The 26921-nt window shown below is 44.7% G+C and carries 27 protein-coding genes, 1 tRNA gene and 1 pseudogene; 23 read left to right on the forward strand and 6 right to left on the reverse strand.

Annotated elements, in window-relative coordinates:
- Positions 1 to 831 precede the first annotated feature (831 nt).
- The 13 genes from urtA to ureG all read left to right on the forward strand — a co-directional run bounded on the left by urtA (position 832) and on the right by ureG (position 12195).
- Positions 832 to 2091: an urea ABC transporter substrate-binding protein gene (gene urtA / locus ICN46_RS10430; protein WP_216208433.1), complete on the forward strand. Its 1260-nt coding sequence runs from the start codon at positions 832 to 834 to the stop codon at positions 2089 to 2091.
- Positions 2092 to 2144: 53 nt separating this feature from the next.
- The gene (gene urtB / locus ICN46_RS10435; protein WP_216208436.1) at positions 2145 to 3728 is read left to right on the forward strand and encodes an urea ABC transporter permease subunit UrtB; all 1584 of its coding nucleotides are present in this window, start codon (positions 2145 to 2147) and stop codon (positions 3726 to 3728) included.
- A 2-nt stretch (positions 3729 to 3730) separates the two neighbouring features.
- A complete protein-coding gene (urtC, locus tag ICN46_RS10440) occupies positions 3731 to 4873 on the forward strand; it encodes an urea ABC transporter permease subunit UrtC (RefSeq protein ID WP_216208439.1) in 1143 nt (380 codons plus the stop codon).
- Positions 4870 to 5667, forward strand: a complete 798-nt coding sequence (urtD, locus tag ICN46_RS10445; protein ID WP_216208442.1) for an urea ABC transporter ATP-binding protein UrtD — start codon at positions 4870 to 4872, stop codon at positions 5665 to 5667. Before urtC ends, urtD begins: the two co-directional genes overlap by 4 nt.
- A gap of 2 nt (positions 5668 to 5669) precedes the next feature.
- Positions 5670 to 6362 carry an urea ABC transporter ATP-binding subunit UrtE gene (gene urtE, locus ICN46_RS10450; protein WP_216208445.1) on the forward strand — a complete coding sequence of 231 codons (693 nt, stop codon included), beginning with the start codon at positions 5670 to 5672 and terminating at the stop codon, positions 6360 to 6362.
- A 95-nt stretch (positions 6363 to 6457) separates the two neighbouring features.
- Positions 6458 to 7273, forward strand: coding sequence for an urease accessory protein UreD (locus ICN46_RS10455; protein ID WP_223245967.1), 816 nt, complete (start codon positions 6458 to 6460; stop codon positions 7271 to 7273).
- Positions 7274 to 7291: 18 nt separating this feature from the next.
- Positions 7292 to 7594, forward strand: coding sequence for an urease subunit gamma (locus ICN46_RS10460; protein WP_011903036.1), 303 nt, complete (start codon positions 7292 to 7294; stop codon positions 7592 to 7594).
- Between the two features lie 23 nt (positions 7595 to 7617).
- The gene (locus ICN46_RS10465) at positions 7618 to 8238 is read left to right on the forward strand and encodes a HupE/UreJ family protein (RefSeq protein ID WP_216208451.1); all 621 of its coding nucleotides are present in this window, start codon (positions 7618 to 7620) and stop codon (positions 8236 to 8238) included.
- On the forward strand, positions 8235 to 8573 hold the full coding sequence (locus ICN46_RS10470; RefSeq protein ID WP_216208453.1) for an urease subunit beta: 339 nt from the start codon (positions 8235 to 8237) through the stop codon (positions 8571 to 8573). Before ICN46_RS10465 ends, ICN46_RS10470 begins: the two co-directional genes overlap by 4 nt.
- Positions 8573 to 10276, forward strand: coding sequence for an urease subunit alpha (gene ureC / locus ICN46_RS10475; protein ID WP_216208457.1), 1704 nt, complete (start codon positions 8573 to 8575; stop codon positions 10274 to 10276). Before ICN46_RS10470 ends, ureC begins: the two co-directional genes overlap by 1 nt.
- 8 nt (positions 10277 to 10284) lie before the next feature.
- Positions 10285 to 10881: an urease accessory protein UreE gene (gene ureE / locus ICN46_RS10480; protein WP_216208460.1), complete on the forward strand. Its 597-nt coding sequence runs from the start codon at positions 10285 to 10287 to the stop codon at positions 10879 to 10881.
- Entirely contained in the window at positions 10871 to 11563 is a 693-nt protein-coding gene (locus tag ICN46_RS10485) for an urease accessory protein UreF (protein ID WP_216208545.1), read from the forward strand. Before ureE ends, ICN46_RS10485 begins: the two co-directional genes overlap by 11 nt.
- Before the next feature lie 11 nt (positions 11564 to 11574).
- Positions 11575 to 12195, forward strand: a complete 621-nt coding sequence (ureG, locus tag ICN46_RS10490) for an urease accessory protein UreG (RefSeq protein ID WP_216208463.1) — start codon at positions 11575 to 11577, stop codon at positions 12193 to 12195.
- Positions 12196 to 12572: 377 nt separating this feature from the next.
- Here the strand turns inward: ureG and ICN46_RS10495 are convergent, their stop codons facing one another.
- A complete protein-coding gene (locus tag ICN46_RS10495) occupies positions 12573 to 13523 on the reverse strand; it encodes an alpha/beta fold hydrolase (protein WP_216208466.1) in 951 nt (316 codons plus the stop codon).
- 179 nt (positions 13524 to 13702) lie between these two features.
- Here ICN46_RS10495 and ICN46_RS10500 point away from each other — a divergent pair, with 179 nt between their 5' ends.
- The 5 genes from ICN46_RS10500 (at position 13703) to ICN46_RS12110 (ending at position 19376) form a co-directional block, all read left to right on the forward strand.
- A complete protein-coding gene (locus tag ICN46_RS10500; protein ID WP_216208468.1) occupies positions 13703 to 15385 on the forward strand; it encodes an alpha-keto acid decarboxylase family protein in 1683 nt (560 codons plus the stop codon).
- 2 nt (positions 15386 to 15387) lie between these two features.
- Entirely contained in the window at positions 15388 to 16488 is a 1101-nt protein-coding gene (locus ICN46_RS10505; protein ID WP_216208470.1) for a patatin-like phospholipase family protein, read from the forward strand.
- Positions 16489 to 16724: 236 nt separating this feature from the next.
- Positions 16725 to 17807, forward strand: a complete 1083-nt coding sequence (dusA, locus tag ICN46_RS10510; protein WP_370625540.1) for a tRNA dihydrouridine(20/20a) synthase DusA — start codon at positions 16725 to 16727, stop codon at positions 17805 to 17807.
- 68 nt (positions 17808 to 17875) lie between these two features.
- Positions 17876 to 17951, forward strand: a tRNA-His gene (locus ICN46_RS10515).
- A 96-nt stretch (positions 17952 to 18047) separates the two neighbouring features.
- Positions 18048 to 19376 carry an ATP-dependent DNA helicase gene (locus ICN46_RS12110; protein WP_216208476.1) on the forward strand — a complete coding sequence of 443 codons (1329 nt, stop codon included), beginning with the start codon at positions 18048 to 18050 and terminating at the stop codon, positions 19374 to 19376.
- On the opposite strand, the gene ICN46_RS10525 is transcribed toward ICN46_RS12110, so the two are convergent.
- Entirely contained in the window at positions 19373 to 19576 is a 204-nt protein-coding gene (locus tag ICN46_RS10525) for a hypothetical protein (RefSeq protein WP_216208478.1), read from the reverse strand. The two genes, ICN46_RS12110 and ICN46_RS10525, sit on opposite strands and share 4 nt — an antisense overlap.
- Positions 19577 to 19781: 205 nt before the next feature.
- Here ICN46_RS10525 and ICN46_RS10530 point away from each other — a divergent pair, with 205 nt between their 5' ends.
- Positions 19782 to 20618: a hypothetical protein gene (locus ICN46_RS10530; RefSeq protein ID WP_216208481.1), complete on the forward strand. Its 837-nt coding sequence runs from the start codon at positions 19782 to 19784 to the stop codon at positions 20616 to 20618.
- 27 nt (positions 20619 to 20645) lie between these two features.
- Here ICN46_RS10530 and ICN46_RS10535 read toward each other — a convergent pair whose 3' ends face one another.
- On the reverse strand, positions 20646 to 22235 hold the full coding sequence (locus ICN46_RS10535; RefSeq protein ID WP_216208484.1) for a gamma-glutamyltransferase family protein: 1590 nt from the start codon (positions 22233 to 22235) through the stop codon (positions 20646 to 20648).
- Between the two features lie 26 nt (positions 22236 to 22261).
- Positions 22262 to 23263 (reverse strand): Bug family tripartite tricarboxylate transporter substrate binding protein, encoded by a 1002-nt coding sequence (locus ICN46_RS10540; RefSeq protein ID WP_255538842.1) that lies wholly within the window; start codon positions 23261 to 23263, stop codon positions 22262 to 22264.
- An 83-nt stretch (positions 23264 to 23346) separates the two neighbouring features.
- Between ICN46_RS10540 and aptA the strand changes: the two genes are divergently transcribed.
- The 3 genes and pseudogenes from aptA to ICN46_RS10555 all read left to right on the forward strand — a co-directional run bounded on the left by aptA (position 23347) and on the right by ICN46_RS10555 (position 25246).
- Complete coding sequence (gene aptA, locus ICN46_RS10545) at positions 23347 to 24699, forward strand: omega-aminotransferase AptA (protein WP_216208487.1); 1353 nt, start codon at positions 23347 to 23349, stop codon at positions 24697 to 24699.
- 70 nt (positions 24700 to 24769) lie between these two features.
- Positions 24770 to 24922: pseudogene (locus ICN46_RS10550) on the forward strand (type II toxin-antitoxin system RelE/ParE family toxin); the annotation flags it as partial.
- 9 nt (positions 24923 to 24931) lie between these two features.
- Positions 24932 to 25246 carry a HigA family addiction module antitoxin gene (locus ICN46_RS10555; RefSeq protein ID WP_216208493.1) on the forward strand — a complete coding sequence of 105 codons (315 nt, stop codon included), beginning with the start codon at positions 24932 to 24934 and terminating at the stop codon, positions 25244 to 25246.
- A gap of 9 nt (positions 25247 to 25255) precedes the next feature.
- Here ICN46_RS10555 and ICN46_RS10560 read toward each other — a convergent pair whose 3' ends face one another.
- Both ICN46_RS10560 and ICN46_RS10565 read right to left on the reverse strand, forming a co-directional pair.
- Entirely contained in the window at positions 25256 to 25981 is a 726-nt protein-coding gene (locus tag ICN46_RS10560; RefSeq protein WP_216208497.1) for an LrgB family protein, read from the reverse strand.
- Positions 25974 to 26321 carry a CidA/LrgA family protein gene (locus ICN46_RS10565; protein WP_216208500.1) on the reverse strand — a complete coding sequence of 116 codons (348 nt, stop codon included), beginning with the start codon at positions 26319 to 26321 and terminating at the stop codon, positions 25974 to 25976. Before ICN46_RS10565 ends, ICN46_RS10560 begins: the two co-directional genes overlap by 8 nt.
- Before the next feature lie 127 nt (positions 26322 to 26448).
- Between ICN46_RS10565 and soxX the strand changes: the two genes are divergently transcribed.
- Positions 26449 to 26919 carry a sulfur oxidation c-type cytochrome SoxX gene (soxX, locus tag ICN46_RS10570; RefSeq protein ID WP_255538843.1) on the forward strand — a complete coding sequence of 157 codons (471 nt, stop codon included), beginning with the start codon at positions 26449 to 26451 and terminating at the stop codon, positions 26917 to 26919.
- Positions 26920 to 26921 lie beyond the last annotated feature (2 nt).

Here is a 26921-nt window from a genome sequence, read left to right on the forward strand (position 1 = left end):
CACCGCTCCCACATTAAAGCCTTCTGGGTGGCCGTGTAATAGATTCGAGGTCGTTGTTTCATGAGCAACACTCCTTTTGCTTACGCAGTTTGTAGTGTGTTGCATCGATCGGTTGAATTCAAGGTCGAAAGCAGTCGCTTTAATGATCAAAAGTATGATGAATTTAGGACAAATTTCTCTGATAGTTTTTAGAGATGCATAAATAATTAGTGTTCCTTGAGTTATTCGTGATTCATTTTTTTTTGCATAAACATTTATCTTGAAGGTTCTAGAGATCAGGCTTTTTGTGGCTTCTAGCCAAAACACACTAAAATAATCAGTAATAAATTATTGATTAAAAGTGTCTGTGGAAACTCAAAAAAAGAAAAGATTAGCGGTAGCTCCCATGATGGATGGGAGCGATATAGTTATTTGAGCCATACATATAAAGGATGCTGCTCTAAAAAAACCAATTTAGGGTAAATTTAGGGCAAATGCCAATCTTACTTTTTTAGTCAACATCAAGGAATATCTCTTTTTATTCGCGTACAAAATGAAATTGTGCTGTAGTTAAATTTATTTCAGAACGTATCTATGACATTTCATCTTTCTGGTTGTATGAGGGCTGGCGTTACAAATGACTCTCTTGTGGACCACACTTCGGGGTAGTTTTTAATTACCCGCATTCAAAGACCGCTATTTAGCGCGTATTTTGGGAATTAATGGCACTTTCTTGGTGCATAAGCCCCATGGTAGTGATTTCTTTTATTTGCACCATCTTGAAACATCCTCTAATCATTTCAGGCGGTAGGTATGTGTGCCCATCTGATTAATTTACTCAAGAGGTGAGAGATGAAACGTAGATCAATTTTGAAGTTATCAGCATTAGCAGCGGCTTTAAGTTTTGCAGGCTTTAGTCATTTAGCAATAGCTCAAAGCAAAGAACCAATTAAGGTCGGTATTTTGCATTCCTTGTCTGGAACCATGGCAATTTCTGAAACATCACTAAAAGATATGGATTTGATGGTGATTGATCAGATTAACAAGAGTGGTGGTGTTTTAGGTCGCAAGCTTGAACCAGTAGTCGTTGACCCAGCCTCAAATTGGCCATTATTTGCAGAGAAGGCGCGACAGCTCTTAACTAAAGATAAGGTTTCGGTTGTTTTTGGTTGCTGGACTTCTGTCTCACGTAAATCTGTATTGCCGGTCTTTGAAGAACTCAATGGCTTGCTCTTTTATCCCGTGCAGTACGAGGGCGAAGAAATGTCTCGTAATGTGTTCTATACCGGTGCTGCACCAAACCAGCAGGCTATTCCAGCCGTTGAGTACCTAATGAGCAAAGAAGGTGGTGGCGCTAAGCGCTGGGTTCTCTTGGGAACTGACTATGTCTACCCACGCACTACAAATAAAATCTTGCGCGCTTTCTTGCATTCAAAGGGCGTAAAGGATGATGATATTCAAGAAACTTACACACCATTTGGTTTCTCTGATTACCAGACTATTGTTGCCAATATAAAGAAATTCTCCCAGGGCGGTAAGACTGCGGTTGTATCTACCATTAATGGCGACTCAAACGTTCCTTTCTATAAAGAGTTGGGTAATGCTGGCTTAAAAGCTAAAGATGTTCCAGTAGTAGCATTTTCTGTTGGCGAGGAAGAGCTACGCGGTGTTGATACCAAGCCCTTGGTTGGTCAGCTAGCCGCATGGAACTACTTCATGTCCATTAAGAATCCAATTAACGACGAATGGAAAAAACAATGGGCAGCTTACTCTACCGAGAAGAAACTTCCAGGCGCAAGCAAGCCTTTGACTGATGACCCAATGGAAGCAAGCCGTACTGGTATCTTGATGTGGAAAGCGGCCGTTGAAAAAGCAGGAACTACTGATGTTGATGCTGTGCGTAAAGCAATGATTGGCCAAAAACTCAACACTCCAAGTGGTTATCTTGAAGTGATGGGCGCTAATCACCATTTATCTAAGCCAGTTATGATCGGCGAGATCAAGGCGGATGGCCAGTTCAATGTGATTTACAAAACTCCTACAGCTATTCCAGCTAAGCCTTGGAGTCAGTACATCGACGGTAATGCAGGCAAGCCTGATTCAGTACAGTAATTTTCAATAGGATTTCCCTCCCTCATTTGAGGGAGGGCTTTCAAAACTTATTTATGAAATTCCCATTTTTTTCAAAACTAATCTTTTCGGCTATTTGTATTTTTGCTTGCGGGATTACTTTTGCAAAAATTAGCGTTGGAGATTTAAAGCCCCTATTTACTGATAACTTTGACGCCAAAGTTAAGGTTGTTCAGAGCCTATCGAAAGAGGGTAGCCCTGAGGCATTAGACATTCTTCAGGCTTTAAGTTCTGAAAGTCTTTTCTTGTCGCCACAGGGTGTTGTCATTCAAAAAGGCGATCAGCATATCGATCCTTTGACCGGACAAGCTGCTTCTGTAAAGTCAGAAGAGCTGCAAGATGTAGTTTTGAATAATCAATTGCGCGGTAAAGTAGATAACGCATTGCTGGGTTTACAGTTAGCGTCCACAGATCCTCAGATTCGCGCAAAGGCTATAGATGCGTTAATTAAAGATCCTGAGCCAGATACCTTTCCTCTAGTAGAAAAATTGCTTATTTCTGAGCAGGATCCCGCACTAAAGCCAAAAGTAGAAAAGCTTTGGGCCCTTCTAGCTTTGCAATCTGATAACCAAGAATCCAAATTAAAAGCTATCGAGCTACTTGGTGATAGTGGTGATCCGCAGGTTGCTGCATTACTGGCGCCTTTAGCAAAAGAGGGCGGTCCAGTGCAGGAGGCAGCTGAAAAAGCGATAGCCAAAATTAAGAAATCGGAGTTTAGTGGCGAAATTCTTGGTAATGTGATTGCTGGTTTAAGTTATGGAAGTGTCCTATTGCTTTGCGCTCTTGGCTTGGCCATTACTTACGGCTTAATTGGGGTCATTAACATGGCGCATGGTGAGTTCCTGATGGTCGGTGCTTACGCAACTTATGTTGTACAAGGATTTTTTAGGCAATATGCACCAGGTTATTTGGACTGGTATTTATTATTTGCCTTACCGGTAGCCTTTTTATCTGCAGCACTCGTTGGCATATTGATCGAAAGAACGGTGATCAAATTTTTGTACGGTCGCCCCTTGGAAACCTTGCTAGCTACATTTGGCGTAAGCTTGCTCATGATCCAGATGACAAGGACTATTTTTGGGGCACAAAACGTTGAGGTCGCTAACCCAATTTGGATGTCTGGTGCTATGCAGGTATTACCTAATTTGGTTGTACCTTATAACCGCATCATTATTTTTGCTTTTGCGATTGCAGTAGTGATCGTCACTTGGCTAGTTCTGAATAAAACTCGTCTAGGGCTTTTCGTTAGAGCAGTTACACAGAATCGCACTATGGCCGCGTGCGTGGGTGTCAAAACAATTCGGGTGGATATGTATGCCTTTGCATTTGGTGCTGGTATTGCAGGCTTAGGAGGCGTTGCTCTTTCTCAGATTGGTAATGTTGGACCTGACTTGGGCCAAAGCTATATTGTTGATTCTTTCATGGTAGTTGTCCTAGGTGGCGTTGGTCAGCTTGCGGGCACTATTTATGGTGCATTTGGGCTGGGCATCACAAGCAAGTTACTTGAGCCTTTCATTGGCGCTGTACTGGCTAAGATTGCCATCCTGATATTCATCATTATCTTTATTCAAAGACGTCCCCAAGGCCTCTTCGCGTTAAAAGGCAGGAGCGTTGATTAATTATGGATATTAAAAAACTTGCCCCTTCTTCAAGCTTTAGCTTAAAGGTTCCTGAGCGGGAATCGATTCTTAGTAGGCGCGCTTATATTGCCTTGGTTGCATTGACGCTTTGTGTATTAATTGGGGTGCCGATATTCTCCTTGGTGGTGCCAGAGACAAGTATGTTTTTTATGTCCGCCTATGCGCTAAGCTTGATTGGTAAGATCATGTGTTTTGCCATTGCGGCATTAGCACTGGATTTAGTTTGGGGCTATTGTGGAATTTTGAGTTTAGGCCATGGCTTATTTTTTGCCATTGGTGGATACATCATGGGTATGTACCTGATGCGTCAGATTGGCACAGAGGGCGTCTATAAAAGTGAATTGCCTGACTTTATGGTTTTCTTAGACTGGAAAGAATTGCCTTGGTTTTGGAAGGGCAGTGAGCATTTTTGGTGGATGTTGTTAATGTTAATTCTGGTGCCGGGGGTTATTTCTTGGATCTTTGGATATTTTGCTTTCCGATCCAGAATTAAAGGGGTTTACTTCTCGATCATTACTCAAGCCTTAACATACGCCGCCATGCTTCTTTTTTTCAGAAATGAAACAGGGTTTGGTGGCAATAATGGTTTCACGGACTTTAAGCGGATATTGGGTTACTCCATCAGTGCCCCAAGTACTCGAGTCACGCTTTTTATTGTTACTTTCTTAGTCCTGTTAGGCAGCTTTATTCTTTGCCGAGCCCTGGTGACCTCAAAAATGGGAAGGGTGATTACGGCGGTACGGGATGCAGAATCTCGTCTGATGTTCTGTGGTTACAACCCTTTGGGTTACAAGCTCTTCATTTGGGTTCTATCTGCCATCTTATGCGCCATTGCTGGAGCCTTATTTGTTCCGCAGGTTGGCATTATTAATCCTGGAGAGATGTCTCCAACCAATTCGATTGAGATGGCGATCTGGGTTGCGGTAGGTGGTCGCGGCACCTTGCTAGGCCCAATTATTGGCGCTTTTGCTGTGAGCGGGGCTAAGAGTTTCTTTACCACTAACTTTGCAGAATATTGGCTGTTTTTCCTAGGAATGATGTTTGTATTAGTGACCTTATTTCTACCAAATGGATTGCTGGGTATCTATCACAAATTCTTGGTTAAGAAGGGTGGGTCAAAATGAGCGCTCACTTTCTTGAAAAGGGAATCGATACTTCTCATACTGGAATCCTCTATGTAGAAGATTTGTCGGTCAATTTTGATGGCTTTCAGGCCATTAATAAATTGTCATTAACGATTGATGTCGGCGAACTGCGCTGTGTGATTGGGCCCAATGGCGCTGGTAAGACAACCTTAATGGATGTCATTACTGGTAAAACTCGCTCTAACATTGCCGATATTGATGGCTCTGTCTATTTAGGTTCGACCATTGATCTGATGACGATGAACGAGCCACAAATTGCTCAGATTGGGGTGGGTCGAAAATTCCAAAAGCCCACGGTATTTGAGCAACATCCGGTTTGGGAGAATCTTGAATTGGCGATGGCTGGAGATAAATCATGGCATCACTCCTTGATTGCTAAAGTGGATATTGAAGGACGCCAACTAATGGAGGCTGTGCTGGCCCTGACTCAGCTTGAATCAGAGGCTTATCGTCAAGCCGGCCTTCTATCGCATGGTCAAAAGCAGCGCTTAGAGATTGGTATGCTTTTAATGCAGCAGCCCAAGCTGTTGTTGCTTGATGAACCCGTTGCAGGGATGACAGATGAGGAAACTATGCGCTTGGCTGAGCTTTTAAATTCATTGCGTGGTCAGTGCTCGATGATGGTAGTTGAGCATGATATGGAATTTGTTGCTGCTTTAGCTGGCCCAAAAGGTAAGGTTACCGTATTGGCTGAAGGTTCAGTTCTAGCTGAAGGCACTTTGGATGAAGTGAAGCGTGATGAACGCGTAATTGAATCGTATTTAGGACGTTAATCATGCTAATCGTCAAAGATCTCAATCAATATTATGGCGGAAGCCATATTTTGCGTAATGTGAATTTTGAAGTCCCTAAGGGTCAACTAACTAGTTTGCTTGGGCGAAATGGCGTTGGTAAAACTACTTTGCTCAAATCTCTCATGGGTGTAGTTAAAGTAAAGACTGGCTCGATTGCTTGGGGTGGAAAAGAATTGGCTAATCTACCCCCATGGTCTCGGGTAGAGGGTGGATTTGCTTATGTTCCACAGGGCCGAGAAATTTTCCCAAGACTCACGGTCGAAGAAAACCTGCTCATTGGGGCAGCAAAATTCTCAAGCCCAAAAAATATCCCTGGATATATCTACGAGCTATTTCCAATTCTGTCGGATATGAAGGCGCGTCGGGGCGGTGATTTATCAGGAGGTCAACAACAGCAGTTAGCAATTGGGCGTGCATTGATGTCTCAGCCAGAGTTGATCATTTTGGATGAGCCTACCGAGGGTATCCAGCCATCTATCATTCAGGATATTGGGCGCTGTCTTCGTAAATTAGTTGATGAGATGGGTATCACTGTTTTATTGGTAGAGCAGTATTACGATTTTGCAAAAGAGCTCTCAGATAACTATATTGTGATGCGCCGCGGTGAAGTCGTCGCGCAAGGCAAAGGTGCTGATATGGATCTGAATGGTGTTCAGGAGATGATTTCGGTTTAAAGTGGATGCTGAATTCACTGAAATGGTTTAACCACATGTTTTTGGCTCCAGATAACGCAGTAAAGCAGCTATTCAGGTCTCTAAGCCCTAATTGGATGGCTAAGCTGAGCCTATCTTATGAGCGCACCCCCATTGGTACTGTCCTTAAGAAAAGTTTGCATGAGGGACCACTGCGAGTCCAGAAAGCCTTGTACCCAGAAGGCGACGATATCTGTCACACAGTCATCATTCACCCGCCAGCAGGCATCGCAGGGGGTGATACTTTAGATATCCAGGTTGCAGTTGGCAAAGGTAGTCATGTAGTCCTATCCACTCCAAGTGCCACTAAATGGTACAAATCATTTAAAAATCCTGCGACCCAAAATGTTCAATTTGAGCTTGGTGAGAATGCCAAATTAGATTGGCTACCCCAAGAGAATCTTTTTTTCAAGGGCGCAAACTCGAACCTTATTACCAAGCTAAATCTTCCGGCTAGTGCTTCCTTTATTGGTTGGGATGCCTTAATGCTGGGCCGTCACGCCTCTGGAGAGGAGTGGTCAAGCGGGCATATACATCTATTGAATGAAATACGTCGGGATGGACAGTTAATTTGGATTGAAAATGGCCATATTGATGCCGAGGATCCATATTCAAAGTCACTGCCTCAATTGGGTTCATGGCCCGTATGTGCAACTTTATTGGCACTAGGACCTCAGTGCTCCAATCATTTAGCGGAAAACCTTTCTGAAATGATGCCGTGGACCAATTCAATAAGAGCCGGTGTAACGTTAATGCCGCAAGGGATAGTAATAGTGCGTGCTGTCTCGATAGATATTGAGATGGCTAGAAATTTTATGATTGATGTTTGGTCCAAATTAAGACCAATCATTCATGGTGTGCCAGCTCAGCCATTACGGCTTTGGGCTTCTTAGGATTGTTATAGGTGAGATATGGAATTAACTCCACGCGAAAAAGATAAATTACTAATATTCACAGCAGCACTCCTAGCGGAGCGAAGAAAGGCTCGAGGCCTCAAGTTGAACTATCCGGAATCTGTCGCTTTAATTAGCGCTGCGATTATGGAGGGTGCTCGCGATGGCAAAACTGTCGCACAACTGATGCACGAAGGACAAACGATACTAGGTCGCGAAGATGTAATGGAAGGGGTACCAGAAATGATTCAAGATATTCAGATTGAGGCAACATTCCCCGATGGAACAAAATTAGTCACAGTTCATAATCCGATTGTTTAGGAATAATAAAAATGAATCTTCATATGAAAAAAATATCGTTAGTTTTTACTGGATTGATTGGGGCTCTATCTTCAAATTTGGTTTATGCCCACCCAGGACATGAAACTTCGGTTAGTTTTCTATCGGGCCTAATGCATCCATTTAGTGGCTTTGATCATTTTTTAGTTATCGTGCTCGTAGGATTTTGGAGTGCTTTCATGCTAAAAAAAATCTGGCTTGGGCCTTGTGTTTTTATACTAGGCATGTGTCTTGGGGTATTTTCTGGCCTAGGTAATTTACCCCTTAATATCTTTGAATTTGGAATCGCTACTTCTGTAATTGCAATGGGATTATTGTTGCTTGTACAGCGCCAATACTCCAATAATGCAATCCTCTCCTTAATCGGCTGTTTTGGAGTATTTCATGGGTTTGCCCACGCTGCATTATTTTCAAATGGATCCCTTGGAGCCTCCTTGGTAGCACAAGATATGGCCGGCTTGATTTTGGCGACAGGGATCTTGCATTTATCAGGCGCTCTATTGGTCAAGCTCCTTAGGGACAAGACGGCGATCTTTGCAAGAGTGACTGGATTTGCTAGTGTTATATACGGCTGGGTATTAATCAGTCAGCTTTCCTTTGCACTGCTTGGCGGAGCATCGACATGAGTACACCATCAAGTGCAAATAGCCAACGCTTTATTCCAGGGCAGATGTTTGTAGAGCCTGGAGATATTGAGTTGAATGTTGGCCGAAAAACACTTTCAATTGAAGTCTCTAATAGCGGCGATCGTCCTATTCAAATCGGTTCCCATTTTCACTTCTTTGAAGTAAATGATGCCCTGTTATTTGATCGCGATAAAACGAAGGGCATGCGATTAAATATTGTTGCAGGCACTGCTGTGCGTTTTGAGCCAGGCCAAAAGCGCACTATTGAGCTTGTAGAGGTGGCTGGCGATAAGAAAATTTATGGCTTTGCTGGCCGAATTATGGGAGTGGTGTAATGGCTAAGGTTAGTCGTCAAGCCTATGCAGAGATGTTTGGGCCCACTACTGGTGATCGCCTGAGGCTGGCTGATACCGGCCTCATGATTGAGGTTGAAAAAGATTTCACCGTTTATGGTGAGGAAGTGAAGTTTGGTGGCGGCAAAGTGATTCGTGATGGTATGGGTCAAAGTCAACGCGAATCAAAAGACTGTGCTGATACTGTGATCACTAATGCTGTGATCATTGACCATTGGGGAATCGTTAAGGCTGATATTTCGATTAAAAATGGGCGCATTTCAAATATTGGTAAAGCAGGCAATCCCGACATTCAGCCTGGTATTACTTCTGTTATTGGTCCTGGTACTGAAATCATTGCGGGTGAGGGGATGATTGTGACTGCGGGTGGAATAGATACGCATATCCACTTCATATGCCCGCAGCAAATTGAAGAAGCATTAATGTCTGGCGTGACCACTATGATTGGTGGTGGCACTGGGCCTGCAACAGGAACTTTTGCAACGACTTGCACTCCTGGTCCTTGGCATATTCAGAGAATGTTGCAATCTATTGATGCTTATCCAATGAATATTGGTTTGCTAGGCAAGGGCAATGCAAGTTTGCCGGGTGGATTGCGTGAACAAGTGGACGCTGGGGCAATTGGACTGAAGTTGCATGAAGACTGGGGCACCACTCCTGCCGCAATCGATTGTTGTTTAGGTGTGGCTGACGATACAGACACCCAAGTGGCCATTCATACAGATACTCTGAATGAATCCGGTTTTGTTGAAACAACCTTGGCAGCCTTTAAAGGTAGAACCATTCACACTTACCATACCGAGGGTGCTGGAGGTGGTCATGCCCCAGACATTATTCGCGCTTGCGGGGAATCCAATGTCTTGCCATCCTCAACTAACCCCACCAGACCATTTACGGTTAATACATTAGATGAGCATTTGGATATGCTGATGGTATGCCATCATCTTGATGCATCTATCGCTGAAGATATTGCCTTTGCAGAATCGCGCATTCGTCGTGAAACAATCGCTGCTGAGGATATCTTGCATGACTTAGGCGCATTCTCGATGCTTTCATCAGATTCTCAAGCGATGGGTCGTGTGGGTGAAGTGATTATTCGTACCTGGCAAACTGCTGACAAGATGAAAGTACAGCGTGGTTTGCTTCCGGGTGATACAACCCGTCACGATAACTTCCGAGTCAAGCGTTACATCTCTAAGTACACCATTAATCCTGCCATTACCCATGGCATTTCTCATGTTGTTGGATCTATTGAGGTGGGTAAGTATGCGGATTTAGTATTTTGGAAGCCTGCCTTCTTCGGCGTGAAACCTTCGTTGATACTAAAAGGAGGATCTATTGCGGCAGCGGCTATGGGCGATCCAAATGCATCTATTCCAACGCCGCAGCCCGTTCATTACCGCAATATGTTTGCGGGCATAGGCCAGGGGATTCGTCATAGTTCGTTAACTTTTATTTCTCAATCGGCTATGAATGCCAATATTCGCGATGCTTACGGATTAGAGAAGCAAGTTGAGGTGGTAAAGAATTGTCGATCTATCACCAAGGCAGATATGGTCCACAACGATTGGCAGCCAAATATCTCCGTAGATCCAGAAACCTACCAAGTGATAGCAAATGGCGAACTATTAACTTGTGAGCCAGCAAAAGTATTACCAATGGCTCAACGATATTTCTTATTCTAGGAAAAATAATGTCAGAACCAATCCGCGTTGAGAAAATTATCCCCAAAGGACAGGGCTTAGCCAAGGCAGTCATTGCTAGAGCACTCGAACTAAAGTTGCCATTTGAGGTACGCAATAAAAGCCGTTTTTCAGAAATGCTTTCCGATGGTCGTGAGGTACACTTTTTTCTACCTAGAGGTAATGTGCTTGTCGATGGGGATATTTTAGTTGCAGATGATGGCTCAATGATTAAAGTTTCTGCTGCTAATCAGCAGGTAGTTACGATCGCCTCTAACGACGCCCATCAGTTAATGAAGGCGGCATATCACCTTGGAAATCGCCATATCCCAACTCAACTCGGCAAAGGTTTTTTACGCATTGAACCTGACTCAGTGCTTGAGGTAATGATTGGGCATTTGGGCTTAGAGGCTATACATGAATTGGCGCCATTTGAGCCTGAAACTGGGGCTTATGGCGGAGGGCATCGACATAGTCATGCCGAGACATTTGATAGTGACTATGCCTTAGCTCAAAAAGTGTATGCCGAACATGAGAAGCCACATGTTCATGGACCCGGTTGCTCCCACCATCATCACGCTGATCATGACCATTCACATGAGCATTGATCTAAACGAAATCACTGCATTGATGCAGTTGGCATCACCAGCATTGCCGATCGGTGGATACAGCTATTCTCAGGGCTTAGAGGCCGCCATTGATTCCGGCATAGTAAACGATGCCTCTACTGCAGAAACATGGATAAAAGATGTATTTCTAGGAGTCTTTGCTAGATCTGAAGCCCCACTTTGGCTTCTCAGTTACGAGACATGGGCTAAAAATGATGTTGATTCAGTTCATAATCTGAACGACTATTTCTTAGCCAGTCGCGAAACCTCAGAGCTCAGATCAGAAACTGAGCAGATGGGTTGGTCTTTATTGCAAATTGCTCAGTCTTTGGGTTGGGGTGGTGAATGCCTCACTCAATTATCTGCAATCAAACCTTTATCATTGTTGACGGCCCATAGCTATGCATCTTTTTATCTCAATATACAGGCAAAAAACGGGCTTGCAGCTTATGCATTTTCTTGGATAGAGAATCAAGTTGCCGCTTCTTTGAAAGCAATTCCATTAGGTCAGGTTGCGGGACAACAAGCTTTAACAAAGATCCGCTTGCTTGTGCCTGAAATGGTTCATGAGGCAGAACAAAGGGCAAATTCAGGATTATCAATGGTGGATAATTTTTCACCCATGTTGGCAATCCTATCTTCAAGACATGAGACGCAGTACTCTCGATTATTCCGTTCGTAAAAAAAGAAATTATGAGAACTAAAAAAAATCCTCCCTTAAGAGTTGGCATTGGCGGCCCTGTTGGTTCAGGTAAGACAACTTTGCTTGAGATGCTTTGTAAAGCAATGCGTGCTAAATATGACTTAGTGGTCATTACCAATGATATTTACACTAAAGAAGATCAACGCTTGCTTACTGTTGCCGGTGCACTAGAGCCAGAGCGAATCATGGGGGTAGAGACGGGTGGATGCCCACATACCGCTATTCGAGAAGATGCTTCAATTAATTTAGAAGCAGTAGATCGCATGCAAAAGCAGTTTCCTGACGTTGATATTATCTTTATAGAATCAGGTGGCGATAATTTAGCAGCAACCTTTAGTCCAGAACTTTCCGATCTGACGATTTATGTAATTGATGTTGCTGGAGGGGAGAAAATTCCTCGTAAGGGCGGTCCTGGAATTACTCGTTCTGATTTATTAGTGATTAATAAAACTGACCTTGCGCCATACGTTGGGGCTTCACTTCCAATCATGGAATCAGATGCTAAAAAGATGCGAGGTGAAAGACCCTTCATCATGGGCAGCGTTAAATTAGGTGATGGATTAAATGAAATTATTAAATTCCTTGAGCAAAAAGGCTTGCTTGTTAGTTAATTAATAAAGTCGATAGTCTCAACTTTTTTAAAACAAACTAAAATAATCAGTAATAAATTATTGATAAAAAGTGTCTGTGGAAAACAAGAAAAAGAAGAGATTGTGCACTGCACCAATGATGGATGGGGGCGATATAGCCATCTGAGCCATATAGATCAAGGCTCTAACTTTTTAAAAACCAATTTAGGACAAATTTAGGACAAAAATTTAATGCCATATTTTGGTGAAAAATGTCTTATATCTAAGCGCCATATGAAATTTTTATCAAACTAGCCAGGGCGGTTATCGGCCATTAAGGGGCTCTATTGGTTAAGAGTGTATTTATGAAAAAGCCACTCATTGAGTGGCTTTGGGGTAGGTAATGCATGCCTAGTTGGTTAGTCTTTTTGTAGGAATATATTCACAGTTTCAGAAAGCTTCTTATAACTTTGGAATAAGAATGCATGACCACCTTCATAAAAAGCCAACCAAGCAAAAGGAATTTGATCGGCAATAACAACCGAGTTTTTAGGATTGTCGATGATGTCTTCACGACCGTCTGCAACTAGCACTGGCACCTTAATGTTCTTTAAATCCTTGTAATTCTGATTATCGGCATTCCAAAGGGTTATTCGAGCACGAACTTGGCGCTCCTTGGTTTCTTTAGAGACGATGAAATCATCAGGGATGGCTCCTGCGGCTTTTGCCGCCATAAACCTTTCATATACAACCTTGGCAGCCGCTTTACCTTCTGGCGTAATTGGGAACAATAACTCGAAGTTCTCCATCGGGGATAGACTTGGATTATTTAGCTCCTCCCCAACCTTTTTAGAAATGGCAATCTGATATTTTCCGCCTGGATTTGGGGCGCATAGAATGGCTTTACTAACTAAATCTGGGTGTCTGATGACAAGCTGTTGTCCAATTCGTGCACCCATTGACCATGAGAATACGTTTACTTTTTTGAAGCCCAGTGCCTTTACTAAACCTGCGGCATCATCTGCCATCTGAGGAATAGTTGTATTGTTTTCTTTGGTATCAGTAGACAGTCCAGCGCCGCGATTATCAAAAATGATGAGTTGATTATTCTTTGCCAACTCCTCAAGAAGAACGGGGTCCCAGGCGCTCATGGTGGCTGCATAACCCATAATTAGAATCATAGGATCGCCCTTACCTTTTAGGTAGTAGGCTAATTTCACATCACCAACCTGAGCATATTTAACTTCAGGCTTTTCTTGAGCTTGCGCTGAGATATTCAGGCTTAAAGAAATAAAAAGGGTGGCAATCGTTAGGTAAACACCTCGCATCCAAGCGGTGTTGAAAAAGCTTACGGTGTTATTAAAATGCATCATAAGTCCCTAGTTAGGATTGGTTGGTGTAATTTGGCATATTAGCATTCCAAGTAAGCTAAAAAATGCCTTAGTTTTCAGTCTTCATTAGGGGTTGCTTTCGGCCAATAAGAGACTTTTTGGATTAATTGCTTGCTCCCTTAAAATACCCAAATATCTTTAAATTATTGGGAAGATTCATGGCATCCACCACGTTTACAGTCGCTGAATATGTCGTTAATCGTTTAGCGGATTTGGGTATCGATCGAGTTTTTGGCGTACCTGGCGACTATTCTTTTCCCTTTGATGATGCAATTGAATCTTGTGATCGACTTCAGTGGATTGTGTGCGCCAATGAATTAAATGCTGCCTATGCTGCCGATGGTTATGCTCGGATTAATGGCGTATCCATTTTGTCGACTACCTATGGGGTGGGCGAGCTCAGTGCTCTTAATGGGGTAATGGGGGCTAAAGCGCAGCGCCTTCCAGTCTTTCATATTGTTGGGGCGCCTAGTACGCAAATTCAACGACAGGGGCTTATTACCCATCACACCTTGGGTGATGGTGTCTTCAATAACTTTAAGGCGGCATCGGAATCGGCCTGTTGTGTATCGTCTAATTTAACGCCAGACAACGTTGTTGATGAGATGGAGAGAGTGATTCGCGAGGCTTTGCGATTAAGTGCGCCAGCGTATATATCAGTGCCCATGGACTTGGGCAGAATGCCGATCATTGGTAATCCCGTAAAAGGCGTCCCTCTAGGCAAGATTAAAAGGGCTCAAAGTGATCCGGACTCATTAGAGGCGGCGCTTGATTTTGTCATTGAGAAAATACAGACAAGTAAAAACACTGTAGCCTTGCCAACCCAGTTTGTTGCAAATTATGGTTTATTAAGCGCTCTACTTAGTTTCTTAGAGAAGTCCCGCATCCCTTTTGCAACTACACCAATGGATAAGGGTGTTATTTCAGAGTCCCATCCTAGCTACTTGGGGATCTATAGTGGAATGGGCTCAAGTCCAGCCAATTTAAAAGGGATTATTGAGGGTGCAGATCTTGTATTGGATATTGGCGGCGTAGTTTTTGAGGATTTCAACACTACGTTTTGGACTGACAATATTGCTGCTTCAAAGATGATCACTTTAGGTGATCAATTTGTTCGAATGGGTAATACTATTTTTACTGGCGTTATGTTGGGTGATATGCTTGATGGCCTAGTTAAGAAAGTTGGCTCCAGCTCTGTATTTGGCAAGAGTTCACAGTCGGTTATGCCTTTAGTGGGAGCCCCCACAGATCCAACCTCATCGGATAATTTTTATCCGCGCCTGCAAAAAATTCTGAAGTCAGGTGACGTATTAGTTGTGGAAACGGGCACATGCGTTATGCATGCCACCCCGATGCTATTGCCTGAAGGTGTTGGCTTCCAAACTCAGACTTTATGGGGCTCGATTGGTTGGGCAACACCAGCTGCAGAAGGTATTTGCATGGCCAATAAAAAGGGCAGAACCATTCTAGTAACGGGGGATGGGTCTCATCAGTTAACAGCCAATGAAATAGGAGTGATGGGGCGCTTCGGCATTAAACCTATCATTTTTGTGCTCAATAACAATATTTTTGGCGTTGAGAATGTGCTCAGTGAAGTGGGACCTTCATACGATGAGCTAGCTAAGTGGAATTACTACCAAATTCCAGGCGCAATGGGTTGCGATGATTGGTTTAGCGCAAGAGTTGCCACGGTGGCTGAGTTAGATGCAGCGATTGAAAAAGCTAATACATTTAATGGGGCATCTTATATAGAGGTAATGATTCCAGCATCCGAAAGCCAGCCAATACCACTACAAGTTCAAAATCAGATCTATAAAACCAATATTCCAGGAAAGGCATAAGCATGTCTAAATCATCACGCCGTACCTTCTTAAAAACTTCTGCTGTTGGTGTAGTTAGTATTGCTGGTACACAGGCTTTTGCTCAAAACCAAAATCTTTCTCAGAAAACAATTGCTGAGGTTAAAAAATTAGAGGCAAAAGAAGTAGCGGCAACTACCGCCAATTGGCATGATGGTTTGGCTCATCCCATTCCCTATAAAAACCCGCCAGGCAAAGGCAAGGACAGGGCTATTGTTTTAGGTGGTGGCTCTGAATATATGAGCTCATTCTTGGTGGGCTACTTTCATGCGATGCTGACCAACGGCATTGATCTGCGTTTAGCTGATATTGTGGTTGGTACATCTGCTGGTGCGGTATTGGGTAGCGCTTTATTAGGAGGACGCCTAGACTTATTTTCTGCCGAATTTAATCTTTTAGCTGACTACCCTAAGATCATGGCAAAGCTAGTGCCAACTAAAAAGTTCTTGCCTAGCCAAGAACGGGTGATGAAGATGGGTATCGATGCTAAAGATGGAAGCCCGGTCACTATTCAGGCTATTGGGCACGCAGCAATGGCGGCAAAATCCATCCCTTCTGAGAAATTTCAAACTAATATCAAAGTGTTTTTGGGTGATATGAAAAATATCCCCCCAAAAATGTATATCACTACGATTGATTGCTATACCGCTGAGCGCTTAGTAATTGCACCTGATTCTGGAGTCTCCGTCATTACCGCTTGTGCGGCGAGTGCATCTGCTCCAGGTGTAACGGGGCCGACCTGGGTAAAAGATCGTATCTGCATGGATGGCAGTATTGGCTCGACAGAAACCCACTGCGATATTGTGGCTGGCTCTAAGAGGGCGTTAGTCGTTGCTTTGGCGGACACAATTGAGCAAGAAAAAGAGGGGCTTCGTTTAAATCATTTGCCTAATACGATTTTGCAGGAAGTAAAAGATTTAGAGGCTGGTGGAACAAAAACTAAGCTGGTGGTGGTCGGCATGCTGCCCGGTAGAAAAACCATGAGTGTTGTGGACCCTGAAATTATGGAGCCTGCTATTAAGTTTGGATATGAGCGAGGCATGCAAGACCTTCCAGAGATGAAACGTTTTTGGATGGCCGCTTAGGTCGACAGCAGCCGCTTTAATGATCAAAAAAGTACGATGAATTTAGGACAAATTTAGGGCAAATTTCTCTGATAGTTTTTAGAAATGTTTAAATAATTAGTGTGGCTTGAGTTTTTCGTGAGACCTTTTGCTTTTAGCAGCCATTTCTCTTAAAAGCTCTAGACATCACGTTTTATTTGGCTTCTAGCCAAAACACACTAAAATAAACAGTAATAAATTATTGATAAAAAGTGCCTGTGGAAAACAAGAAAAAGAAGAGATTGTGCACTGCACCAATGATGGAGTGGACAGACCGTCATTGCCGCTCCTTTCATCGCACGCTTACCAAAGAAGCGGTGCTCTATACCGAGATGGTGACTACGGGGGCACTGATTCATGGGGATGTACCGCGCCATTTAGATTATTCCCAAGACCAGCATCCAGTAGTGCTGCAATTGGGTGGATCAGAGCCATCTGATTTGGCAAAGTCTGCGCAACTTGCACAGCAGTGGGGCTACGATGAGATTGATCTTAATTGTGGTTGCCCATCTGAGCGCGTCCAGCGCGGTGCCTTTGGCGCTTGTTTGATGGCTGAACCGACCTTAGTTGCTGATTGTGTCAAAGCCATGAAGGCTGCAGTTGATATTCCAATTTCAGTCAAGCATCGTCTTGGTCTGGACTCAATGGATGCAGCCCATTCAGAACAAGATTATCAATTTGCCTTGAACTTCATCCTTGCGGTAGCTGATGCGGGTGCAAGCCAAGTTACTATTCATGCACGCAATGCGGTGCTGAAAGGGTTATCGCCCAAAGAGAATCGTAGTAAGCCACCCCTGCGTTATGAGGTAGCCGCCAAACTCAGACTTGATGCGCAAAAACATTTTCCCAACCTCAAGGTGTTACTGAATGGCGGACTAGAGACAAATGAGCAGATTGCAGGTCATTGGGATGACTTTGATGGATTTATGGTTGGCAGGGCGGCTTATCACTTTCCGGTAATGCTTTTGGGTTGGGATGATTTGATCGATACCGATGGTGAGGCAGCCGGCTATCTCTTTAGTGAAACCGAGTGGCATCGGATTCAGATTGGATTGGTCAAGCAGGTGCAGTCCTGGTTTGATGAGTGTAGAGAAAAAGGGAAGCCTTTCTATATTGGTGCATTTACTCGTCATATCTTGGGCTTGGCTCACGGTAGGGCTGGGTCACGCTACTGGCGCCAACGCCTCTCGGATCACCACGCTCTAGCTAAGGTGCAGAGTAAGGCAGCCATTGCAGACTTCTTTCTAGATGCCTCCCTAACTCTTGGGGATTGGGCGGCTTTTGAGTTTGAGGGCGCTTAACTGGGCCCTTGGATTAAGGGTTTTTGACAGGGTTTTGGCGTAAAAGCTATAATCTTGGATCTACGATGGCGGACGTAGCTCAGTTGGTAGAGTCCCAGATTGTGATTCTGGTTGTCGCGGGTTCGAGCCCCGTCGTTCGCCCCATTTGTTTGGCGTTTTAGGCTCCAATTTGGAGCCTTTTTATTTATCCAGAAAGAGCTATAACTATCTACTTTTTCTTAGGGTATAGTTTTCACGCGCATGACTGAATTGCCAGCCTCAATCTCCTCTGAAATAGAAATCACTCCTGACTATCAGGCAGTGATCGATGCCATTGAGCGTCACGATCCCTACATTTTTGTGAGTGGCAAAGCAGGTACTGGCAAGACCACGCTGATTGGCTACTTGCGAGAGCATATTCCTGGTAATGTTGTCGTCGTTGCGCCTACCGGTGTGGCTGCATTGCAGGTTAAAGGTGTCACGATTCACTCCTTTTTTAGATTGCCTCCCCGTTTGATTTTTCCTGAGGAAGATATCAAGCCACTTAAGGATAAGCGTTTATATAAAGATATTCGCTTACTTATTGTTGATGAGATATCGATGGTGAGAGCTGATGTGATCGATGCGATGGATTTATTTCTGCGCGAGAACGGTCCACAAAAAGGCAAACCTTTTGGCGGTATTCAGGTGATGTTTGTAGGTGATCTATTTCAACTTCCTCCCGTAGTATCCAGGGGTGATATGGAAGTGCTTGCGCAGCGCGGCTACGAAGGGCCATATTTCTTTTGCGCAATGGCCTTGCATCGCAAGGATGTCACGATGGTGGAGCTCTCCAAAATCTTCCGTCAAAAAGATGAGCACTTCGCTAGCCTATTAAACCGAATACGGATTAACCAAGATATTGATGAGGCGCTCGACACTTTAAATGCCCAGTGCTATGAAATGCAAAAAGAAGTCGATGAACAAACCATTACCCTAACAACAACAAATGCTAGAGCGGATCAGATTAATGGCGCGGGTCTTCGGGCTCTTACAACTGAAGTCAAAACCTATTCAGGGAAAACCACGGGTAAGTTCAACATTGATGAGCGCAATTTGCCATCATCGGCGAACTTAGTTTTAAAGGTCGGCGCCAAAGTGATGTTTACAGCTACTGATAGCAACTTTCCGAAACGGTGGGTGAATGGAACGATTGGTGTGGTCCGGGAATTGTTGGGTGATAAGGTGAAGGTGTTGGTAAAGAATGGCCCTTATTCAAACACTGTTGAGGTCAGCGGTCACCAGTGGGAATCTTATCGTTATGACCACGACATGATGTCCGGCAAGATCTCGCCCAGCATTATTGGTACTTACGAGCAGATTCCCTTGATGCTGGCCTGGGCCGTCACGATCCATAAAAGCCAAGGCAAGACCCTAGATAAGGTTAAGGTAGATCTTTCATCGGGAGCCTTCGCATCAGGGCAGGTGTATGTAGCGCTCAGCCGCTGCACCTCGATAGAGGGCATTTCTCTAGAGCGACCCATCGAGCCAAAAGATGTGCGCTGCGATCCAGAAATCAAGCGTTTCTATATGAACTGCCTGCCAAGCTAGGCTGCCTTTGCCATTTTTTTACCAGTCTTTTGTTTATTGGTTTTTTGTTTTTCTAAAGCTTCGCTAGCTATCATTTTGAATTCCCCATCGATGAAGCGTTTTAAGGCTTCACGCATGAGGGGTTGGTAGCCCATGTCATATTTTGTACCCAAGAGTTTGCAGGGCTCGATGAGGTCCTTTTCTAGTCGAATGGAAATCATTTGCAGGCCTAAGGCGTCATCTATCTGATTGCCAAATCCGGGTCGACAGTGCGCGCAAACTTGGCATCTCTGCCCAATTCTCTGCGCTTCCACGCTTTTTAGGTCTCTAGATTCACCGCTCTTAAAAAAACAATGCATCTAACTAGAGATAAACCTTAATCCATATACAATTATTGTTGCTTATCAACTTAGTATAATTTTGGATTTGGACCCAATCCCAATGAATGTGAAAACCAATACTCAATCTATTAAATCCCTTGTTGTCGCAGCCCTATTGCTTATTGGAATCACTGCACAAGCCCAGACAATCAATCCAATGCCAAAAGTGAGTGATGATTGGCGTTTTTCTGGAGCGATTTCTGCATGGGCTCCCGCAAGCTGGACTACGACATCCGTTGGTAGATTGACTAAGTCATCTGAAACATCCATTAGCGACAATATTAGTAGCGCTGGTTCTATGGCAATGTTAACTGGCGAAGCACATAAAGGTAATTGGGGTTTGATGGCGGATTTGGTTTACTGGCAAATGGGCGGTAATGGCGCAGGTTATATTCCGCACACTAGAGACTCTGTCTATGCTGGCGCTAATGGCAAGATGACTCAAACCATGTTGACTGTTGCCGGAACCTATACGGCCTACAACTCACCAGCGCTATATTTAGATGGATTGGCCGGTGCTCGCTACATCACCTCTACGACCACTATTAATTCTAGTGATGAGATTTTTGTTGATGGTAGCGTTGTGCATTCTTCCTCCGCTAGTCGTTCATTTACCAATCAAACTACTGATCCTGTAATTGGTTTTAAAGGACGCGCTCGTATTTCAAATACTTCTTGGTTTGTGCCATTCTATGCAGATGCTGGTAAAGGCCCTGGAGGTAATAACACTACTTGGCAAACCTCGCTTGGCGTAGGCAATGCTTACTCTTGGGGTGACATCACCTTGGCTTATCGCGCAATGTATTTTGATCTGAAATCACAAATGGGTGTAACTAAGTATTTAAATGCTGGCCCACAGCTTTCGGCCACAATGAATTTCTAGGTCTGTAACTAGTCGATTAGCTTAAATCTAAAAACCAGCCGCCAACCCATCCCTGCGATGGTCACTTCCAGCAATATATCCAGAGGCAGTATCTTCGCCTAGCAAGGCAATGGCTTGAGCGCTACCAAAGTCTAGGCTATTGGCAGGCATCACGGTGACATCGTGTCCCAGAGTCTTTAAATCTTCCACTACAGTAGCTGGCATTGACGCCTCTACAGTCAATTTACCTGCATCATCAATACGCCAGCGTGGCGCGTCAGAACAGGCTTGGGGATTGAGGTATTCATCCACGAAACGCATCACTACTTGAATGTGTCCTTGCGGCTGCATATTGCCACCCATTACACCAAAAGCCATAGCAGGTTTGCCGCCTTTGCTTAAGAATGCAGGAATGATGGTGTGGAAAGGGCGCTTGCCTGGTGCGACTTGATTTGGGTGACCATTCATTAGGCTAAAACTCATACCGCGGTTATGAAATGCAATCCCACCCGGTGCAACTACGCCAGAACCAAAGCCTTTAAAGTTTGATTGAATATACGAAATCATCATGCCCGAGTCATCGGCAGCACAAAGGTAGACCGTACCTCCTGAGTGTGGGGCACCAGCAGCATAGGTGCCAGCCTGTTGATGATCAATGAGCGCTGCGCGACTGGCTAAGTAGTCACGATTTAGCAAGCTAGATCCTGGAGTCGTCATCGAGCTCTTATCTGATACATGAGCATAAGCATCCGCAAAAGCGAGGCGCATCGCCTCTACCTGTAAATGAATGCGCGCTGCAGAATTTGCAGGATATTGTTTGGCGTTGGCTGCTTGCAAAATACCGAGTGCCATCTGTGCTGCAATGCCTGAGCCATTGGGGGGGATTTCATGGAGAGTGTATTCACCATAATCAAAAGCCAAAGGCTCAACCCATTCTGGCTTATTGGCGGCAAAGTCGGCCAGCGTGAAGCAGCCGCCCGTAGCCTGAGAAAACTCCACCATGCTTTTGGCAAGAGCACCGCTATAAAAAGACTCCCCTTCGGTAGTAGCAATCTCTCTAAGCGTATTGGCTTGTGCTGGGTAGCGCCAGATTTCTCCGGCGGCAGGAGATTTGCCATCAACACAGAACGACTCTAAAAATCCAGGTTGTTTGCGAAGGACTGGAATCGCTTCACGCCATTGACGGGCGATCACTGGAGATACGGGAAAGCCATTCTCTGCATAGTCGATGGCACGTTTAAATAATTGCGTAAAAGGTAGTTTGCCAAACTTGCGGGAGAGCTCAATCCATCCCGCCACCATGCCTGGCACAGTGACGGTGTTCCAGCCGATCAGGTCCATAGCTGTCTTACCTGCAAAGAATTCTGGCGACCAAGCCTGAGGTGCGCGTCCAGAAGCATTTAAGCCATGCAGTTTCTTGCCATCCCAGATCAATGCAAAGCCATCACCACCAAGCCCATTCATTGTGGGCTCAACAACAGTCAGTGTGATGGCGCTAGCTAGGGCGGCATCAACGGCATTGCCGCCATTTTGCAGGGCTTCAATACCCGCTTGGGTTGCCAGTGGCTGAGAACTTGCTACGACATTTTTCGCTAATACCGGCGCGCGACCGCCGCCAAATGGAGGTGAAATAAGCATCAAGGCACTTTTTTAGTTAGATGAATTTAGTCAACTTTAACATTGGCTGACTTGACTATTTTTTCCCATTTAGCGTGTTCCGCTGTGGTGGTTTCCGCAAGGCGGTCGGCATTTGCAAATTCAGGATGAATCCCTTGATTAGCCATGCGTGCTTTGAAGTCTGGATTAGTCAAAATCTTCCGAATTTCTCGCTCTAGACGATTCACGATAGCAGGCGATGTGCCTTTGGGCACATAAACAGCGTAAAGATTTTCTACATCAAACGCCTTCATGCCATCTTGACCCAGGGTAGGCACGTTGGGCATTAAAGGGGAGCGCTCTGAAGCGGCAATCGCAATCGGGCGCAATTTACCGCTCTGAATATGCGGTAGTGAAGCGGTCACACTATCAAACATCATTAAGGTATTGCCGGCAATTAAATCAGGCAAAGCAAAGCTGCTGCCTTTGTAAGGGATATGTGTGCCGGTGGCACCAATACGCTGCATAAATAAGGTCGCTTCAAGATGTGAGAGGCTACCGTTACCCTGGGAAGCATAATTAAAATTACCATTCTTAGATTTAATAAAGGCAATTAACTCAGTTAAGTTTTTAGCTGGCACACTCGGATTTACTTCAATCAGGTGTGGAATCGATCCTAGCTGAGCGACCGGTAGAAAGTCTTTGCGAAGATCTGCTGGTGGATTAGTAAAGAGTGCTTGCGAGATCGATTGATTGGTGAGCGCACTAATATGAATGGTGTAGCCATCAGGCGCTGCTTTTGCTGCTGCTTGCAGGCCAATCATGCCGCCAGCACCTGGCTTATTTTCAATAATGACGGATTGCCCAAGTGCATCCCCTAAGGGTGCAGCAACCGAACGCGCAAACACATCGGTTGAGCCTCCAGCCGGAAATGTCAAAATTGCCACAATGGGCTTTTTGGGCCAATCGGAGTCTGTTGCAGCCATGGCTTGACTGAAAAGACCGGTCGCCAATGAAATGCCTAGCAGCAAGCTAATCAATGGTTTGGTCTTGAGCTTCAAAGTCTTCATTTCGGTATCCAATTGGTGATGGGTAATATAGTATTAGAAAAACAAGCGTAACAAAACATTACTAAAAAATCATTGAGAAATACATGACAGCAGCTTCAAATATTCCAGCGTCGATTGATATGTCGGCCTATTGGCTCCCATACACACCGAATCGCTACTTTCATCAACACCCTAAGATCATGCAGTCAGCTAAAGGAGCTTACTACTACGACGATCATGGGCGTAAGTTGTTTGATGGTCTTTCTGGGCTTTGGTGCTCACCATTGGGGCATGCTGATCCGCGTATTGGTGCAGCGATTGCTCGGCAGTATGAAAAGATGGATTACTGCCCTGCATTCCAGATGGCCAACGAAGCTACTTTTACATTAGCCAGTCGCATTACCAAGATGGCGCCCAAGGGTCTAGATAAAGTATTTTTCACGAACTCTGGATCAGAGGCGGTCGATACGGCACTGAAGATTGCGATTGGATATCACCGCGTAATGGGGAATGGATCGCGGATTCGTATGATTGGTCGAGATCGTTCTTACCATGGTGTTGGTATTGGTGGCATTTCAGTTGGAGGGATGGTTGCTAATCGCAAAATGTTTGCCAGCATGATGATGCCTGGAGTTGACCACTTGCCACATACCTACAATCTTTCGCAAATGGCATTCTCAAAAGGGCAGCCTACATGGGGTGCACATTTAGCAGATGAGTTAGAGAAAATCGTGACCTTACATGATGCCAATACGATTGCGGCAGTAATACTAGAGCCTGTTCAAGGCTCTACTGGCGTGATTGTTCCACCGGAGGGATATTTGCAAAAGATTCGGGAGATCTGCACTAAGCATGGGATCTTATTAATCTTTGATGAAGTGATTACGGGTTTTGGTCGATTGGGCGCTAATTTTGGCGCGGATCGATTTGGCGTAATACCAGACATGATTACCTTTGCTAAGGCTATTACGAATGGCGTCATCCCCATGGGAGGTGTTTTAGTGCGAGGTGATATTTATGACGCGATCATTGCTGCAGGCGGTCAAGAGCAAATGATTGAGTTCTTTCATGGCTACACCTACTCGGGCCACCCCATTCCAACAGCTGCTGCTCATGCGGTGCTAGATATTTTTGAGTCAGATGATTTGATTCATCGCGCTAAAGCACTTGAGCCTGTATTGGGAAATGCGCTACATGCACTTAAAGGCCATTCAGGAATATTGGATATTCGCAATTTTGGTTTATCGGGCGCCATTGAATTAGATCCCGTACCTGGTAAGCCAGGTCTGCGTGCGATGAAGGTGCTGGAAGCTTGTATTGAAAGAGGTGCACTTGTCAGGGTTGCTGGTGATGCTATTGCTGTCGGTCCACCATTTATTTCTACTGCTGCAGAGCTGGAAAATCTGATCGCTATATTGGGTGATGCAGTCAGTGATGCAATGAAACAGCAGTATTAATAAATCCTTATTGACTTGGAAGAGCATGAGCTCACAACGAATGTAGTTTAATCTAAATGAATCAAACTGCTCTGATGATATGAATATTCCGGGGTGGAGATTGCACCCCCTGAAGGAAAAGTTGGCTGCACATTTTTCTGTGATGGTTGGCGGTAATTGGAGAATGACTTTTAGGTTTGAAGGTGAAGATGTGATCTTGGTTAACTATCACGATTATCACTAAATTATTAATATGAAAAAAATGTTTAACCCTCCCCATCCAGGACTTACATTGCGTGACGATGTATTGCCTGCTTTGGGTATTTCTGTGACAGCTGCAGCAGAGCAGTTAGGGGTGACTCGTCCAGCCTTATCTCGTGTTTTGAATGCAAGGGCAGCCATCTCTCCAGAGATGGCTTTGCGTATCGAAGCTTGGCTTGGAATCGAGAATGGTGGAAGCGCAAGCGCTTGGTTATCTCAGCAGACTGCTTATGATTTGTGGAAAGCCAGAAAGACGATTAAGCCTAAAGTGAAGCATGTATTGATTCCGGAATTACTTGCCGCTTAAAGATAGTTGTCAATTAAACAAGTGATAAATGATGGGAATAGCAACAGCGCTAATCACACCATTCATTCCCATGGCTAAGCTCGCGTAAGTTCCGGCTTCAGGGTGGATGCTAAAGGCGCGGGATGTACCAATGCCATGCGCCCCAATACCAATCGCAAATCCTCTTTGCCACCACGCTTTCATCCCCAAGGCATTTAGGACAAAGGGCGCTAGGATAGCTCCCAAGATACCAGTAGTGACAGCAAAGATGGCGGTTAGTGTTGGCGATACCCCAATCCGTTCAGCAATCCCCATGGCAATCGGTGCGGTGACTGATTTGGGGTACATCGCACCAGTGATACTGGAGTCCGCCCCTAGTAGCGAGGCAATATTGACTGCGCTAAAAATAGACACTAGACCGCCAGCAATTAGGGAGAGTAATAGTGGAATAGATCTGCCTTTGAGGCTGGCTAGACCTCGATATATGGGAATCGCCAAAGATACTGTGGCCGAACCCAATAAGAAGTGAATAAATTGAGCGCCTTCAAAGTAGCTCGAATAAGGCATATCAATTGCTTGGATGGTGCTCGCCACTAAAAGAATAGCAATAGCTACAGGATTGGCTAGCGGATTTTGTTTTGTAGATTTGTAAATCCACAGGCCAATTTGATAAGCGGCCAGAGTAATAAAGAGTGCAAAAAGAGGGCTACCTGAAAGGTAAACCCAAATCTCGACGATGGAATGCTTTTCACTCATCGGATATCTTGCTGCTGAAGAAGCGCACAACTAGAGCGCTTGAGCCAATTGTGAGGACAACGCTGGTCACCAAAGCACAAACGATTGCGAGTGCATTGGCTTTGAGCTGGGGAAGAAATAAGACCACTCCCACTGCGGCTGGGACGAATAAGAGTCCAAAGTATTGACTAAAACCATCGGCAACAAGCGCGAGGTGTTCGTCTACCCCTTTTCTCAATACGAGCCAGATGACTAGCAAGACCAAACCAATCACGGGGCCCGGTAGGGTAGGTAGAGCAAAGCGAGAGATGATTTCCCCTAGGCTTTGAAATAACAGTATTTGTACGAGTCCGGAGATCATGGGGGAATCTTAACGCTCATCGATCTATGTTGCATAGCAATATATGGTTTTTTAGTTAAGATAAGCTCAAGAAAAGCAGAGGCATTTATCGATTGTCCCAATATAAAGAAACTTTAGGAGGGTGCTCATGGCTATTTCATTGAGCTCAATGGGAATAAGGTATGCGCCCATAGTATTGTTACTCGCCATCCTTAGTTTTATTGCTCCCGTGCGTTCTCAGGTTTTGGGTAACGGTCTGCAGGTCGAACCTCTGACTACCTCTGCGGGTGATCCAGCGCGGGGTAGGGCTATTGTTGTGAGCAGGCAAACTGGCTTGTGTTTGTTGTGTCATAACGGGCCCTTTCCGGAGGAGCGCTTTCAGGGTAATTTGGCGCCCGATTTAGGGGTGAGTAGCGCTAACTTATCGGCCGCACAATTGCGCGCACATATTGTTGATCCTAGCCGTTTTAATCCCGACACTATCATGCCAGCGTATTACAAAACCGAGCAACTGAACCGAGTTGGCCCAAAATGGATTGGGCAAACGATTTTAAGTGCGCAAGAAATCGAGGATATTGTTGCTTTTCTAGTGAATTTAAATCAAACCTATCTTCAATGAAC

The sequence above is a fragment of the Polynucleobacter sp. Latsch14-2 genome (genome assembly GCF_018881925.1).
Classification (GTDB): Bacteria; Pseudomonadota; Gammaproteobacteria; order Burkholderiales; family Burkholderiaceae; genus Polynucleobacter.

Coding starts and splice junctions, on each gene's coding strand:
- ICN46_RS10470 (WP_216208453.1), top strand. CDS start 8,235: ATGAGTACACCATCAAGTGCAAATAGCCAACGCTTTATTCCAGGGCAG.
- ICN46_RS10560 (WP_216208497.1), bottom strand. CDS start 25,981: ATGAGTGAAAAGCATTCCATCGTCGAGATTTGGGTTTACCTTTCAGGT.
- ICN46_RS10485 (WP_216208545.1), top strand. CDS start 10,871: ATGAGCATTGATCTAAACGAAATCACTGCATTGATGCAGTTGGCATCA.
- urtE (WP_216208445.1), top strand. CDS start 5,670: ATGCTAATCGTCAAAGATCTCAATCAATATTATGGCGGAAGCCATATT.
- ICN46_RS10540 (WP_255538842.1), bottom strand. CDS start 23,263: ATGAAGACTTTGAAGCTCAAGACCAAACCATTGATTAGCTTGCTGCTA.
- aptA (WP_216208487.1), top strand. CDS start 23,347: ATGACAGCAGCTTCAAATATTCCAGCGTCGATTGATATGTCGGCCTAT.
- ICN46_RS10455 (WP_223245967.1), top strand. CDS start 6,458: ATGGCTAAGCTGAGCCTATCTTATGAGCGCACCCCCATTGGTACTGTC.
- ICN46_RS10555 (WP_216208493.1), top strand. CDS start 24,932: ATGAAAAAAATGTTTAACCCTCCCCATCCAGGACTTACATTGCGTGAC.
- urtB (WP_216208436.1), top strand. CDS start 2,145: ATGAAATTCCCATTTTTTTCAAAACTAATCTTTTCGGCTATTTGTATT.
- ICN46_RS10460 (WP_011903036.1), top strand. CDS start 7,292: ATGGAATTAACTCCACGCGAAAAAGATAAATTACTAATATTCACAGCA.
- urtC (WP_216208439.1), top strand. CDS start 3,731: ATGGATATTAAAAAACTTGCCCCTTCTTCAAGCTTTAGCTTAAAGGTT.
- urtA (WP_216208433.1), top strand. CDS start 832: ATGAAACGTAGATCAATTTTGAAGTTATCAGCATTAGCAGCGGCTTTA.
- ICN46_RS12110 (WP_216208476.1), top strand. CDS start 18,048: ATGACTGAATTGCCAGCCTCAATCTCCTCTGAAATAGAAATCACTCCT.
- ICN46_RS10525 (WP_216208478.1), bottom strand. CDS start 19,576: ATGATTTCCATTCGACTAGAAAAGGACCTCATCGAGCCCTGCAAACTC.
- ureC (WP_216208457.1), top strand. CDS start 8,573: ATGGCTAAGGTTAGTCGTCAAGCCTATGCAGAGATGTTTGGGCCCACT.
- ICN46_RS10500 (WP_216208468.1), top strand. CDS start 13,703: ATGGCATCCACCACGTTTACAGTCGCTGAATATGTCGTTAATCGTTTA.
- urtD (WP_216208442.1), top strand. CDS start 4,870: ATGAGCGCTCACTTTCTTGAAAAGGGAATCGATACTTCTCATACTGGA.
- ICN46_RS10495 (WP_216208466.1), bottom strand. CDS start 13,523: ATGCATTTTAATAACACCGTAAGCTTTTTCAACACCGCTTGGATGCGA.
- ureG (WP_216208463.1), top strand. CDS start 11,575: ATGAGAACTAAAAAAAATCCTCCCTTAAGAGTTGGCATTGGCGGCCCT.
- ICN46_RS10565 (WP_216208500.1), bottom strand. CDS start 26,321: ATGATCTCCGGACTCGTACAAATACTGTTATTTCAAAGCCTAGGGGAA.
- ureE (WP_216208460.1), top strand. CDS start 10,285: ATGTCAGAACCAATCCGCGTTGAGAAAATTATCCCCAAAGGACAGGGC.
- ICN46_RS10535 (WP_216208484.1), bottom strand. CDS start 22,235: ATGCTTATTTCACCTCCATTTGGCGGCGGTCGCGCGCCGGTATTAGCG.
- ICN46_RS10505 (WP_216208470.1), top strand. CDS start 15,388: ATGTCTAAATCATCACGCCGTACCTTCTTAAAAACTTCTGCTGTTGGT.
- soxX (WP_255538843.1), top strand. CDS start 26,449: ATGGCTATTTCATTGAGCTCAATGGGAATAAGGTATGCGCCCATAGTA.
- ICN46_RS10465 (WP_216208451.1), top strand. CDS start 7,618: ATGAAAAAAATATCGTTAGTTTTTACTGGATTGATTGGGGCTCTATCT.